We start from the raw sequence: 14529 nt of genomic DNA on the forward strand, positions 1-14529 counted from the left end.
CGGCAGGTGCGGGCACCCGCAAGCAGGAGGGCCGCCGCCGAATGCCGGCGACGGCCCTGACGTCCGGGCGATCCGTGGGCGGATCGGGTCAGTCGAACTTGTACTCGACCATCAGCGCGAACGAGCGGCCGCGCGGATCGGCGACACGCGGTTCCCACGCCGCGCCCGAGGCGAAGTCGTTCTGGTGGGCGGTGAACGGGGGATCCTCGTTGAGCAGGTTGCGCACGACGAGGGTGAACTTGGCGTTCTCCAGACCGGTCCAGCCCACGCTGTAGTTGTAGGTGATGTAGTCGTCCACATCCGGATTCCAGTCTTCCGGAATGAAGCTGCCGTTCCTCACGCTGACCGGCAGTTCGTCCTTGTAGCCGTCGCGGTAGATCTGGGTCAGCGTGTGCGACCAGTCGCCCTTGGCCCAGCTGAAGCCGAGCGTGTGCTTCCACTTCAGCGGCAGGCTGTAGTAGCGGACGTACTTGCCCACCAGGTTGTCGCCATAGGGCGAGCTCTCCAGCGCCTTCTCCTGGAAGTTGTCGATGTAGCTGCCATTGAGGTTGAGGCGCCACCTGCCGCCGGCCAGTTCGCCGGTGAGGTTGGCGTCCACTTCCACACCGCTGATCAGGGTGCCGCCCGAGTTGATGAAGCGGCGGTCGATCGCGACCACTTCGCCGCCGGCGTCGCGGATCCAGTTGTCGACGAAGAGGTCGTAGTTGGAGATCAAGGTCGCCTGGTTGGGCGTGCGGATGGTGTTGGTCCGCTCGATCTCCCACCAGTCGAGGCTGATGTTGAACCAGTCGCTCGGCGCGAACACCACGCCGAAGCTCTTCTGATCCGAGGTTTCCGGCTGCAGGTCAGCCTTGCCACCGGTGAGGATGGCGGGCTGGATGGCTTCGCAGCCCGGCACGGCGGGGTTTGCTGCGCCGGACGGACAGGTTGCCGGATCGGCCAGGTCGAAGCCGGTATACGGACTTTCAGTGACGCCGCTGAACAGCTTGGTGAACTCCGGCACCTTGAAGCCTTCGCTGATCGCGCCACGGAAGGCCAGCGAATCGATGGGCTGCCACTTGAACGAGAACTTCGGGTTGATCGTGCTGCCGAACCCGTCGTAATCGTCGCGGCGTACCGCCAGGCTCACTTCCAGGCTGTCGAACACCGGCAGGAAGGCTTCGGCATAGACCGCCTTCACGTCGCGCGACACCTTGGGCAGGTTGTTGGTGGCATCGAACGGCGCACCGAAGATGTAGCTGTTGTCCAGCACGATGCCGTCCGCGGTGGAACCGAACTCGAACTCTTCGCGACGCAGGTCGACACCGACCGCCGCCATCACTTCACCGCCCCACAGATTGAAACCCAGGCCGCCGGAGAAGGCCGCATCCAGCGTGGTGACGGTGGACTCGCCGCCGTACAGGCGGACGCCCGCCGCGGACGCGGCCTGCAAGGCCGCCACGCCCGCCGGATCGTGCTGCTGGCCGGGCATCAGGAAGGGATTGAGCAGGCCGCTGCCCAGCACCGCCTTGAACGCCGGGGTGAAGTAGTAGCCGCTGCCCAGTACCGATTCGGCCTCGCTCGAGGCGCGCGACAGGCCCACGTCGTAGTCCCAGCTGCCGATGGTGCCGTCCACGCCCACCAGGAAGCGGTACGCCTTGGTGGTGGTCTCGATCTGGCGCGGTCCGCAGACCTCGCAGCGCCAGCGGTAGGGAATCGGCCGGCCATAGACCAGGTTGGCGGGGCCGAAGTAGCTGGCCAGCGCGTTGTAGATCATGTTGTAGGTCGCCGTGGTGTTCCCGTTCAACGGGTACCACGTGCTCGGTCCCAGCGCCGATGCCGCCGTCGATGTGCTCGACGTGATCTGCTGCGCCTCGAACTGGCGGTTGGACTCCGAGCGCGACGCCATCGCTTCGGCATAGAAGCGATGGTTGTCGCTGATCTTGAACGTGGCACGACCCAGCGCCTGCATGCTCTCCTGCGGCTGCTGCATGACCTGCGCGGCCGGGTAGTCCCAGGCGCAGGCGTACTTGGAATTCGCCACGCCCCACAGGCGGTAGGCGTACGGGCCCATCAGGTCGCCGCCGGCTTCGCAGCCGGCCGCGCCGGGCAGGTTGAGGATGTTGATGAGCCCCTGGTTGCCGCCGCCGGCCGGGTCCACGAGGCTGCCGGTGATGATGCCGCCGGCGATGTTGGTGACGGTGGCGAAGGGCGTGCCGCGTGTATCCGGCGACAGGCCACGCTCGGGCTGGAAGGTGTTGGAGAAGTCGCGATCCGTGCCCAGCAGGATCTCGTTCTCGCGATAGTTCATCGTGCCCCAGACGTTCCAGCCGTCGGCGTCGATGTCGCCCATGCCGCCCAGCACGCTGTAGGTGTAGATGTTGCCGCCGCCGTCCTGGGTGACGTCGAAACCGGCATTGACGGTGATGCCCTGGTAGTCGCTGCGGGTGATGAAATTGATCACGCCGCCGATGGCGTCGGTGCCGTACACCGCCGAGGCGCCGTCACGCAGCACTTCGACGCGGTCGATGGCGGCGAACGGAATCGAGTTCAGATCGACCGCCTGGCCGCGCAGGCCATGGGTCGCGACGCGGCGACCGTTGAGCAGCACCAGCGTGGCATCGGCGCCCTGGCCGCGCAGGTTGGCGCCGGATACGCCGTTGTTGCCGCGCAGGTCCGCCGGCGCGATGCCCGCATTGGAGGCCAGGCTGTCCGAGCCGTTGCTGGCGATGTTCAGGAACTGCAGCAGTTGCTCGGCCGAGGTGATGCCCTGCGCTTCGATCTCGGCTTTCTGGATGATGGTGATCGGCAGCGCCGCTTCCACGTCGGTGCGCTTGATGCGCGAGCCGGTGACGGTCACCGTGTCCAGGGTGCGGGCGCCGGTGGCCGGGGCTTCTTCCTGCGCGAACACCACGCCCGGAATGGCCAGTCCCAGCAGGATGGCGGTAGCGAGATGGGTGGGCCTGGGCGAACGGCGTCGAGCGGACATGCGGATCTCCTCTGAAGTCTGGAACGCGCGGTGCGCGCGACGGATGTACTGGAACTGCGATGCGCTCGACGCGCCGTTCCGGGTGCGACACCTTCGCTTGCGCAGGACGGCGTCGCTATCGTTCGTCGATCCCCGGCCCGGATGGCTCCCCATTCGCGCCTTGCTGCGCATTCCATCCCGGATGCGCACCACAGATTGCCTGTTGAAACGGAACCACACCGGCACCCCTGCCGGCAAAACCCCTGTGATGGCGGTTTAGCACGCACCATGACCGCAGTCAATAAATTATTCTTGCATCGCGAAAAAATCGACTTGAATATTCCTGTCCGTCACGGCGTTGCTGTCGCGGGCGCCGTCAACGCATGCAGGATGCGCAGGTCTTCCGCATCCAGTTCGGTGCCTTCCCTGCCGCGGAAGCGGTGGTGGAAGGCGCGCACGGTGTCGGCACGGTTGTCGACGGAATACCCGATCGCCTGCAGCGCCAGCCACGGATCGAAACCGGGCGGCGGCTCGCCCATGCCCTCGCGCGGCCACAGGCCAAAACCGGCGTCGGCCAGACGCTTCCACGGGAACAGGGGACCCGGGTCGATCTTGCGCGACGGCGCGAGATCGGAATGGCCGATGATCTGCGTCGTCGGGATGCGCAGGCGCTGCGTCAGGTCGCGCAGCAGCACGATCAGGCTGTCGATCTGCGCGTCGGGGAACGGGCTCTTGCCGTCGTTGTCGATCTCGATGCCGATGGACGCATTGTTGACGTCGGTGATCGCACCCCAGCGACCGGCGCCGGCATGCCAGGCGCGCCGCGAATCGCTGACCAGCTGGTAGACCTTGCCGTCCTTGCCCAGCAGGTAGTGGGAGCTGACGCGTCCCCCGCTGTTGCGGCTGCGCAGGGTGTCCAGCGACTGCTCCACCGAGTCCTGCTCGGTGTAATGCAGCACGATGACCACCGGACGCCGCTCGTCGAAGTTCTTCGACGGCACCCAGGTGGCGAGCGGATTACGCGGGCCGGAATGGGCGCAGGCGCCGAGCAGGAGGACCAGCAGCAGCATGGCGACGCTGCGTCGCAGGGAGAGGGAAAGCATCGTCATGTTGGAGACCTCGCGATGGACGTGGGTGCAGGAATAGCACGGGCCGCGTTGGCGGGTAGCCATGCCGCGGACAAAGAATGGCCTGCCGAGAACGGCAAGCCATGGGAGAAACACCACTTCCACCACATGCAGCGTGCGGTCAGAAGTTCCAGGTCACCACGAGTTGTGCATAGCGTGGGGATTGCCACACCGTCCCTTCGCCGAAGTAGGGCATCTCGTTGCCTGGCGTACTTTCGTAGCGCGAGTGCACGTTGATTACCGTCTGTTTGTTGAGCAGGTTGTAGACCGACAGCCGCGCCTTGAGGTCGACCCCTTCGACCGGAAGCGTCCAAGTGACATTGGCGCCCACATCGTAGACCCAGGGCATGCGGCCAAAAGCCCCCCGTCCGGTGTAGACAAGTTCGCGTGTTGTCCAGTCGCTGCAAGCCGAAACGCAGATCCAGCCCGAGCCGCCGCCACTGAACTCGCCAGGACCGCCCGCGCTCCGGTTGTCGTTGGGCCAACGCACGCCAAAGGCCGTGATGGGGCCGCCCGAGCGCGCCGAAATGGTCGTGCCGAAACTCCACATCTCGTTGAGCTTGTAGCTGCCACGCAGCTTGATCTGGTGGCGGAAATCATTGAACAGGACGCCGTAGCGCTCGTTTACGGCCGGATGATCGTAGTACTGGACGAGATTGGTGTCGTTGTAACCCGTGTCGGAATTGACCGGCCCCTCGATGTTGCCCTCCGACTTCGACCATAGGTAGGACGCATTGAATGCCCACTTGCCATCCCAGGCGCGGTCGATCTGGAATTCCACGGCCTTGTAGGTGCGCTTGGGCTTCTTGTAGCCCATGACCAGGCCACTGCCGAGCGCGACATAGCCGTCCTGCGAGCTGTCGAACGTCACCCAGTCTTCGGTATCGGGACACCACAGTGTGGTCGTCTCTCCAGGATTGATGATGGGCCAATCGCCCGAGTACCAGTCGCAGCCCTCGACGTGGTTGATGCGCGCGTCCTCGACCGCCCGGGTGACCTTCCGGTAAGTCGCATTGACACCCCATGACCAGGCCTGATTGATCGCCTGCTGGAAACCGAGAATGTACTCATCCTGGAAGACCTGCTTGAGGTTCTTCGCCACCGCGGTGCGGACATCGTCGGGGGCGGGCACGTTGCCCTCGGTATTGACGGGCCCCAGCTGCTGGCCAACGTCCGGGAAGAGGTAGGACGCGCCGGTCACCGGGTCGGTGCGCTCGACCCAGCCGTTGAGGACATAGTAGGTATGCTCGTCCGTGGTCCCGCCGCCGAAGTAATCCGTAAGCTTGTTGGTGATCGGAATGTAGTAGCGACCCGCGTTGCCGAAGATCTTCGTCGTGCCATCGCCCCTCATGTCCCAACTGAAGCCCAATCGCGGAGAAATCATGTCGCCGAAGTCGGCTTTGGCGAAGGTGGCTCCCGACGCGAGCTTGTTGTGGAACTTGTCCGCGCGTAGACCGAGATTCAGCAGCAAGTTGGGCGTGACGTTCCAGGTGTCTTCAATGTAGACCGCTTGCGCTTCCGTGGTCACGGGCGCACCCGTGATGTAGCGCCGGGCATCGATATAGGCCGTCACGCCAGCAGGCACGCTGGCGCCATTCGGAAGATCCCGATCATCCTCGTCGGCGGCAATGCCGATCGCGGTGTAGCTGACGCCGTCACCGGGATAGACGCGAGAGCTGGTGGAGTCCATGACCTCTTGGTCCAGGCCGAAGCGGAGCAGATGATCACCGAGTGCCCACTCGAAATCGAGACGCGCAGCTTCGCGTTTGTCGAAGCGACTGCTGACACTGGTATTGCTGGGGTGGCATCCTTCACGCGTCGTCGCCGGCGGGAAGAGCGCGTTGTAGGTGCTTGAGCGACTGACGATGCTGCAACCAGCATCCCAGGGACTTCCGCCGGTTGCGCTGCGCTCGTTCACGCCGTACATGGCCTTGGCGACAAAATTCTCACTCAAGTGGCCGGTGTACGTCAGCGACCAGTTGTCGCCGCCCGAGCCCACATAGCTCTCGCCTGTCTTCTCGCCGCGCGCTTCCGCGTCCCAATCGTAGTCGTAGGCACTCGTGCTGGATTCAGCCTTGTCCGAGAACGCCAGCAACTCAAGGAGATGATCGTCGTTGATCTGCCAATCGAGCTTGCCGCCCCAGAAATCATTGTTGCTGTCCGTGTACCAGGCCTCAATCGTGTCGATGTCCCTGGGATTGCTGTCACGGTTCTCATACATCGCAAAGAAGAAGAGCTTGTCCTTCACGATGGCGCCTGATGCCCAGACATTGGCCTTGTAGGTCGATCCACCGTCCCGGCTTCGACGATCACGTTCGTCAATGGTGCCATCCGAATGAAACCGGTCTTTCTGATCCGACGCCCACGCCCTCGGCTGCATGGTGAGCTGGGTCCCCGCCCGGAATTCGTTGCTGCCCGATCGCGTCACCGCGTTGATGACGCCACCGGTTGTTCTGCCGAACTCCGCCGAGTAGCCACCCGTCTTGACCTGGAATTCCTCATAGAACGCAAAGGGCACTGAAGAGAAGCCCTGGCGCCGGTAGGGATCGGTGACGTTCAGACCGTTGATGTATACCGCGTTCTCCGCGACCGAGGATCCGCCAAACGTCAACCCACCGAAGGTGGCGCCCGAGGAAACAACACCTGGTGCGAGGAGCGCGACCGACTCAACGCTCTGGTCCACCGGCAACCGCGCCAGTTCCTCGCGCCGGATGTTCGTCGCCGACTCCGTCGAACGCACGTCAACCCGATTGATCACGCGCGAACCCACGACCTGCACCGCGTTGAGGTTTACCAAGCCGCCCTCGCTGCCGAGGTTGACGGTGGTGGTGCCGCCAAGCGCCACGCTGACACCTACCGTGTCGCCGAGGTCCGCTCCACCACGCTTGACCTGCATCTGGTAGTCGCCGACCGGCAACTGGGTGACGCGGTAGCTTCCGTCCGCACCCACGGTCACCGTGCGCGTCGCCCCGGTGGCGTTGTTGACGATCGTGATCTGGTCGCCTGCACTCGCGCGCCCGGCGACTGCGCCGGTCGCGCTCTGCGCCATCGCCAGCGGCGCCATGGTGGCGATGCATGCACCCAGGGCGATGCCCAGTGCCGCCTTCTTCAGAACCTTGCCTTTCATCCCCGCTCTCTCCTGCTAAAGATGTTGGTTGAAACGTGTGGTGGTGGCGTCAGCCGCGCCCGTCCCGGGGCAGCACGGTCCATTCGAACCGGTAATCCCATTGATCGAAGTAGAGGTTGCCGCCGCTCCATTCCGCTTCGCCGCGCTGCAGGTCCACTGTCTCGGACCGCATGTGCTGCTTGGCGGGAATGAACTCGCGCGAGTAGTCGTCGTTGAAGGCAACGCGATAGGCGTCCAGTCCGCCGAGGTAGAACCAGCGCAGCGCCGGATCATCGGAATCCAGCTGGCCGGTGGTCACGTCCATCGGTACCCAGCCGTAGGGCGCCAGGTAGAGCGCGCCCCAGTCGTGCATGGTGTCGTGGCCTTCCACGTCTTCGGAATACGCCCAACCCGACTGCCAGCGCGCGGGAATGCCGTTCATGCGCAGCAGGGTGATGAGCAGCAGCGTCTGCTGCCCGCAATCGGCATGGCCGGCGCGGAACGCGTAGTCGCTGATGTTGCTGATCGTGGAGTACTCGCGCGCGCCCGCCCACGGGATGCGGTCGACGGCGGCGAACAGCTTCTGTGCGATCCGATAGGGATTCTTCTCGTCGCCGACCACCTGCTCGCTGAAACGGCGCAGCTCCTCGCCGAACAGCACATGCGGCCCCCGTTCTGCCAGGAACGGCGCAAGCGCGGGCGTCGCCACCACCGGCACCACCCGCTCGGGATCGATCGCCACGCGGCGTGCATGCACGGTGACTTCGTACGTCACCGAGAACGTCGTGGGCTGGCCCGCGACGGCGGGTTGCTCGAGATGGACGGTGCGCTGCAGCGCACGTTCCGGCGCCACCTGCGGACGCGCCGGCTGGCTGGCGAGCAGGACGATCGCCTCCTGCTGGCCGGCGATCGTGCGCGGATACGGCAGCCAGACACGGACGGTTTCGCCCGCCGGCACGGCATCGGACTTCACGCTCAGGGTGTGGGTGATGCGCACGCGCCGAGGCAGCACGCTGGACGCGCCCGTCGCCCGGGCGACCTGCACCACGTCGCGATGATGGCGGTGCAGCGACTCGTACGGGCCCTGCGCGAACGGTCGCACGGGCGGCACGCGGCGCGCGGCGGCTTCCGGGCTCAGGCGGAACAGGTTGGATGCCGACCGGTTGAAGTAACGGGCCTCGCCGTCGATGTCCAGGCGCTCGATCAGGCCGGCCCGATCCCAGCGCTGGAACTCGTCCTCGCGCAGGTCCGGCACCTGCGCGCGGATGCGGTCGCGCACGGTGGCGCCGTCGAGGCTGAAGTCGAGGCGGATGCGGCGCATGCGCTCCCGCTGGAAGCGAAGCGCCTGCAGGTGGGCGGCGGCCGCGTCGCCGTCGCCCAGCGCCTGCGAGATGGCCGCTTCGGCGTGTTCGAAACGGCCCGTGTCGATATCCGCCACGATGGTGGCGAGCGGATCGCCGGCCTCGGCCAGGCTGGGCACCGGGAGTACCATCGGCCACCCGCACAGGGACAGCCACGCCGCCAGGCGGCGACGGGCGCGCCCCCTGCGTACGGTCATCCTGTGCTGGCTGTTGCTGGCATCCACGTCGCACATCCCCACGCCGACTGGTCACGGAGGTGTAACACGGCATGAATGTGAGGGTCAATAATTTATTCTTGATTTTTGTGGCGGAAGAAATAAATATTCTTGTGGAAACCGCCCATGGCATGGCGTCATGGTGGACGGGCTGACGGAGGGGAGCGAATGAACGTATCGAAGCCGTATCGGCCCGCGGGCTGGCCGGTCACGCCCGGCCGCACCGTGATGACGCGCGGGCTGGGAACCCTCGCCCTGCTGGGTGTGCTGGCCACGGCGGCCCCTGCGCAGGCACGCGAACCGCTCCCCGCTGTCTCCCATGGCGTCATCGGCGTGCAGGACCGGCATCTCCAGGCCGAGCACTGGATCCGCCGCGTGGCCAGGCCGGAACGCCTGTTGCTGGACGGTGCCGGCGTGGCGGCACAGAACGCGCGGCTGTGGCAGGGCGACCGTCATGTCCATGTCCTGGAAAACCTGCCTGCGCAGCTGACACGCACGCAGGTCCGCGGCTGGCTGGACCCGCTGTCCGCGCCGCCAACCCGCACGCTCTACGACGAAACGGGCGTGGAGGTCAGCCCACCACAGCTGGCGGCCATGGTCGCCAACGCCGCCGTGGATGCGGTGGCGGCGACCGCACCGGCGCGTTACGGCCTGGTCGTGCAGCGCGCCGACCTGCGCACGTTCCCGACCCGGCAGCGCGTCTTCAGCAGCCCGGGCGACACCGATATCGACCGCTTCCAGGAGAGTGCACTGTTCCCCGGCACACCGGTGGTGATCGCGCACACCAGCGCCGACGGCGACTGGTACTTCGTGGTGAGCCCACGGTATGCGGCCTGGATCGAGAAGAAGTTCGTCGGCGAAGGCCGCCGCGACACCGTGTTCGGCTACGGCAAGGGCGGCCCGTCGCTGGTGGTGACCGGCGCCACCGCCAGGACCGTCTACAACCCCGAGGAACCGGGCCTGTCCGCGCTGCAGCTGGACATGGGGGTGCGGGTGCCCGTGCTGGCCGACTGGCCGGCCGACAAACCGGTGAACGGGCAGCACCCGTATACCTCGCACGTCATCCAGCTGCCGGTGCGCCGTGCCGACGGTGCGCTCGCGCTGCTGCCGGCGCTGCTGCCGCGCACCGCCGATGTCGCACCCGACTACCTGCCGTACACGCCTGCCAACCTGCTGCGGCAGAGCTTCAAGTTCCTCGGCGAGCGCTACGGCTGGGGGCACAGCTACGACAGCCGCGACTGCAGCGGCTTCGTGTCCGACGTGTACCGCAGCATGGGCATCGTGCTGCCGCGCAACACCAGCGCGCAGGCGGTCAGTCCGGCGCTGGAACGGATCGGTTTCGAGCCCGGCGACCGCCATGAGAAGCGGCTCGCCGTGCTGCAGACCCTGCAGGTCGGCGACCTGGTCTACATTCCCGGCCACGTGATGATGGTGATCGGCCACGACAACGGCATCACCTACACCATCCACGACACCACCGGCATCACCTACCGCGGCGCCGACGGCAAGGTCGTGCGGACCACCCTCAATTCGGTCGCGGTCACCCCGCTGGAACCCTTGCTGTTCAACAGCGAGCAGTCCACCGTCGACCGCATCACCGCCATCCAGCGCATCCGTCCCCAAGGGGCACCATGAAGATCACCGACATCAAATTCGGCATGCTGCGCGTGCCGCTGAAGACCCCGTTCAAGACCGCGCTGCGCACCGTCGACACGGTGGAGGACATCGTGGTGATCGTACACACCGACACCGGCCACGTCGGCTACGGCGAAGCGCCCGCCACGGCGGTGATCACCGGCGACACCCACGGCTCGATCATCGAGGCGATCGGCAAGTTCATCCGGCCGCGGCTGATCGGCCAGGACGTCGCCAACCTCAACCACATCACCGAGCTGGTGCAGACGGCGCTGGAGCGCAACACCAGCGCCAAGGCGGCGGTCGAGATCGCCGTGTACGACCTGTGGGCGCAGCTGTACGACGCGCCGCTGTACAAGATGCTGGGTGGTGGCGACCCGGTCATCACCACCGACATCACCATCAGCGTGGACTACATCGACAAGATGGTGGCCGACTCGATCAGCGCGGTGGAGCGCGGCTTCGAGTCGCTGAAGATCAAGGTGGGCAAGGACATCGGCCTGGACATCGAACGCGTCAAGGCCATCTATTCCGCCGTGGAAGGCCGCGCGCTGCTGCGGCTGGACGCCAACCAGGGCTGGACCGCCAAGCAGGCCGTCTTCGCCATGCAGCACCTGGAAGACGCCGGCGTCGTGCTGGAACTGCTGGAACAGCCGGTCAAAGCGCGCGACCTGGACGGCCTGAAGTACGTCACCGACCGCGTGCATACGCCGGTGATGGCGGACGAAAGCGTGTTCGGGCCAACCGAAGTCATCGACCTGATCAAGATGCGCGCTGCCGACATCATCAACATCAAGCTGATGAAGACCGGCGGCATCTCCAACGCCATCCGCATCGCCGACATCGCGTCGCTGTACGGCGTGGAATGCATGATCGGCTGCATGATCGAGACCAGCATCAGCGTGGCCGCCGCCGTGCACGTGGCGGCGGCGAAAGCCAACGTCATCACCAAGGTGGACCTGGACGGGCCGTCGCTGGGCCAGTTCAACCCGGTCGAGGGCGGCGTGATCTTCAACGAGTCGGAAATCACCATTACCGACGCGCCCGGCCTGGGTATCCGCGAGATCCGCGGCCTGGAGATGCTGCCGGGCTGAGCCCGGTGGCGATGGCCCGTTGTCAGTCCCGTCCACCGCCATCACACTCATGCCATGACAGCGCCCCTGGTGAAGATCCGTTCCGAACGCGACCAGATGTCGGCCATCGAGCGCCGCATCGCCGACTTCATCCTCGACAACGCGCACCTGCTGCGCGACTACTCCTCGCAGCAGCTGGCCAGCGCGCTGGGCATCAGCCAGTCGAGCGTGGTGAAGTTCGCGCAGAAGTTCGGCTTCAAGGGTTATCCGGACCTCAAGTACACGATCGGCGAGGCGGTCGCCCGCAACGGCAACGGCCACACGCTGCCGCCGGATGCGGAGAAGGAGGATGCCGGCGACGCCTACCAGCAGCTGCAGGATGGGCTGCGCCGCAGCAAGATGGCGGCCGAGGAGGAAACCCGCAGCCTCAACCCGCGCACGCATATCGAGCCGATCGTGGAGCTGATCGACCGGGCCGACAAGGTGTTCGTCTGCGGCCTGGGCGACGATGGCCTGTTCGCGCGCGAGTTCGCCATGCGGCTTTCGCTGCTGGGCGTGCTGACGGTGCACCATACCGACCCGATACTGATGATGGCCAACCTGTCGGCCACGCGACCCGGCGACGTGCTGCTGATGTTCTCCGAGTTCGGCAAGCTGCCCGAGCTGTCGCAGGTCAGCCGGCAGTTCCAGGCCTGCGAAGGCAAGGTCATCTCGATCACCCGCCACACCGCCAATCCGCTGCGTGCGCATGCCGATGCCGCGCTGGTGATCTCGGCGCACGATCCCGCGCCGCACGTGGAGCAGCTGCTGTACCGCTCCTCGCTGCAGTCGTTGCTGGATTTCGTCTTCGTCCTGCTGTGCCAGACCAATCCGGACCGTAACCGCCAGCTCGCCATCAACCTCGAGCGCATCCATCACCTGCTGGAGTCGTGATGTCCACACCGTTGTTTACGCGCTTCCCGCTGCGCTCGCTCGCCCTCGCCGCCGTGATGCTCGCCTGCGGCATCAACGCACAGGCGGTCGAAACGCCGACGCCGCACCCCTGGCGCGATGCGCGACAACTGGTGCTGGTGGTGACCGAGGGCTGGGATGCCACGGCCGGTACCCTGCAGCGCTTCGAGATGCGCGATGGACACTGGCAGGCCGCATCGACGGCGGCGCCGGTCTCGGTGGGACGCAACGGCGCGGCATGGGGCCTGGGCTTGCATGCGGCACAGTCGCAGGGTCCGCAGAAGCAGGAGGGCGATGGCCGCGCGCCGGCAGGGGTGTTCACGCTGGGCGAGGCGTTCGGCTACGCGGACAAGGCCGATACGGCCATGCCCTACCGCCCGATGCAAGCGACCAGCTACTGCATCGACGTGCCCGATTCGCCGCTCTACAACCGCATCATCGACACACGCACGGAGGGCGAAGCCGCCGCGAAAGGATCGACCGAACCCATGCGCCTGGACCTGCACAACAACGGCGATGTGCGTTACCGCGAAGGCCTGGTGATCGGCCACAACCCGACGGCCACGCCGCGCGCCGGCAGCTGCATCTTCGCGCACCTGTGGCGCACGCCGGGCGAGCCGACCGCGGGGTGCACGGCGATGGCGGCCGACACCATGGACGACGTGCTGGCGTGGCTGCGTCCGGACGCGCGTCCGGTCTTCGTGCTGCTGCCGCGCACCGAGTACGCCCGTCTTGCCGGTGAGTGGCAGTTGCCGGAGGCGGCACGATGAGGTGGCCGGGCGCCACCGCGCGCGTACTGCTGGGTCTCGCGGCCGGCGCCATCGTCGGCCTGTCGCTGGCGCAGGGATCGCCGGGCTCGGCGGCGACCGCCGTTTCCATCGCCCAGCCGATCGGCAAGCTGTGGCTCAGCGGGCTGCAGATGACGGTCGTGCCGCTGGTGCTGTCGCTGGTGATCCTGGGTGTGGCGACCGCCAGCGATGCCGCCGCCTCCGGGCGCGTGGCGCGCCGGGCGATGGTGGTGTTCATTGCGCTGCTGTCGCTGTTCGCCGCCTATGCGGCCATCGTGGCGCCGCTGGTGCTGGCGATGGTGCCGCCCAGCGAAGCGCTGAAGGCTACCCTGCACGGCACGCTGCCGGCCGCGGGTGACGTGGCCGCACCGGGACTTGCCGACTGGATCGGCTCCATCGTGCCGAGCAACGCCATCATGGCGGCGGCACAGGGCGCGATGCTGCCGGTGGTGGTGTTCGCCCTGTTCTTCGGCTTCGCACTGACGCGCGTGCAGGAGGATCGCCGCGCGCAGGTGATCGGCTTCTGCCACGGCATCGCCGACACCATGATCGTGATCGTGCGCTGGATGCTGCTGGCCGCGCCAATCGGCGTGTTCGCACTGGTGCTCGCCGTATGCGCGCAGGCCGGCATCGGCGTGATCGGTGCGCTTGCGGGTTACATCGCCCTGCAGTGCGGCATGTACCTGGGCGCGACGCTGATCTGCTACGTGCTGGTGGCCGTGTTCGCGCGGCAGTCGCCGCTCGCCTTCGCCAAAGCCATCCTGCCGGCACAGGTGGTCGCTGCGAGCACACAGTCTTCGTTGGCGTCGTTGCCGGCGATGGTCGAGAGCGCACGCTTCCGCCTGGGTCATCCGCGCGCCGTTGCGGCACTGGTGCTGCCAATGGCGGTGACGTTGTTCCGCATCACCAGCCCGATCCAGTACATCGTCGCCGCCTGTTTCGTGGCGTGGGCCTACGGCATCGACGTGAACGCGGTGACGCTGGCCGCCGGTGCGGCGCTGGCGGTGGTGATCAGCCTGGGCTCGATCGGCTTGCCGGGGCAGGTGAGCTTCATGGCCACGGTGATGCCGGTGACGCAGTCGATGGGCCTGCCCATCGAACCGCTGGGCCTGCTGCTGGCGGTGGACACCATTCCCGATGTGTTCGCCACCACCGGCAACGTCACCGGCGATCTCACCGCCACCAGCATCGTGGCGCGCCAATCGCCGGATGCACGCGATGGCGATGGAGACGCCGAGTGAGTGCCGGTGGGTTCTTCGCAGGGCTTCGCGACTGATCGTCGACACTTGATCTGGCGCGCGCTGGTGTTCCAGCTGCGCGCAACGC

The 14529-nt window shown here is 66.3% G+C and carries 9 protein-coding genes; 5 read left to right on the forward strand and 4 right to left on the reverse strand.

Annotated features, from left to right (window positions below):
* Positions 1-88: 88 nt before the first annotated feature.
* The 4 genes from MMG85_RS13010 to MMG85_RS13025 all read right to left on the reverse strand — a co-directional run bounded on the left by MMG85_RS13010 (position 89) and on the right by MMG85_RS13025 (position 8672).
* Positions 89-2968 (reverse strand): TonB-dependent receptor, encoded by a 2880-nt coding sequence (locus MMG85_RS13010; protein ID WP_241046432.1) that lies wholly within the window; start codon positions 2966-2968, stop codon positions 89-91.
* A gap of 329 nt (positions 2969-3297) precedes the next feature.
* A complete protein-coding gene (locus MMG85_RS13015) occupies positions 3298-4056 on the reverse strand; it encodes an N-acetylmuramoyl-L-alanine amidase (protein ID WP_241046433.1) in 759 nt (252 codons plus the stop codon).
* Positions 4057-4195: 139 nt separating this feature from the next.
* The gene (locus tag MMG85_RS13020) at positions 4196-7201 is read right to left on the reverse strand and encodes a TonB-dependent receptor (RefSeq protein ID WP_241046434.1); all 3006 of its coding nucleotides are present in this window, start codon (positions 7199-7201) and stop codon (positions 4196-4198) included.
* A gap of 49 nt (positions 7202-7250) precedes the next feature.
* Positions 7251-8672 carry a transglutaminase domain-containing protein gene (locus MMG85_RS13025; protein WP_241046467.1) on the reverse strand — a complete coding sequence of 474 codons (1422 nt, stop codon included), beginning with the start codon at positions 8670-8672 and terminating at the stop codon, positions 7251-7253.
* A 252-nt stretch (positions 8673-8924) separates the two neighbouring features.
* Between MMG85_RS13025 and MMG85_RS13030 the strand changes: the two genes are divergently transcribed.
* From MMG85_RS13030 to MMG85_RS13050, 5 genes are read left to right on the forward strand one after another with little or no spacing between them, the layout of a single operon-like run.
* Positions 8925-10391 (forward strand): SH3 domain-containing protein, encoded by a 1467-nt coding sequence (locus MMG85_RS13030; RefSeq protein WP_241046435.1) that lies wholly within the window; start codon positions 8925-8927, stop codon positions 10389-10391.
* Positions 10388-11485 (forward strand): dipeptide epimerase, encoded by a 1098-nt coding sequence (locus MMG85_RS13035; protein WP_055938250.1) that lies wholly within the window; start codon positions 10388-10390, stop codon positions 11483-11485. The genes MMG85_RS13030 and MMG85_RS13035 overlap by 4 nt, the downstream gene beginning before the upstream one ends.
* Before the next feature lie 54 nt (positions 11486-11539).
* A complete protein-coding gene (locus tag MMG85_RS13040; protein WP_241046436.1) occupies positions 11540-12397 on the forward strand; it encodes a MurR/RpiR family transcriptional regulator in 858 nt (285 codons plus the stop codon).
* Positions 12397-13185, forward strand: a complete 789-nt coding sequence (locus MMG85_RS13045) for a hypothetical protein (RefSeq protein ID WP_241046437.1) — start codon at positions 12397-12399, stop codon at positions 13183-13185. Before MMG85_RS13040 ends, MMG85_RS13045 begins: the two co-directional genes overlap by 1 nt.
* Complete coding sequence (locus tag MMG85_RS13050) at positions 13182-14444, forward strand: dicarboxylate/amino acid:cation symporter (RefSeq protein ID WP_241046438.1); 1263 nt, start codon at positions 13182-13184, stop codon at positions 14442-14444. Before MMG85_RS13045 ends, MMG85_RS13050 begins: the two co-directional genes overlap by 4 nt.
* Positions 14445-14529: the final 85 nt, after the last annotated feature.

The organism is Pseudoxanthomonas sp. LH2527 (assembly GCF_022539275.1).
Lineage (GTDB): Bacteria > Pseudomonadota > Gammaproteobacteria > Xanthomonadales > Xanthomonadaceae > Pseudoxanthomonas_A.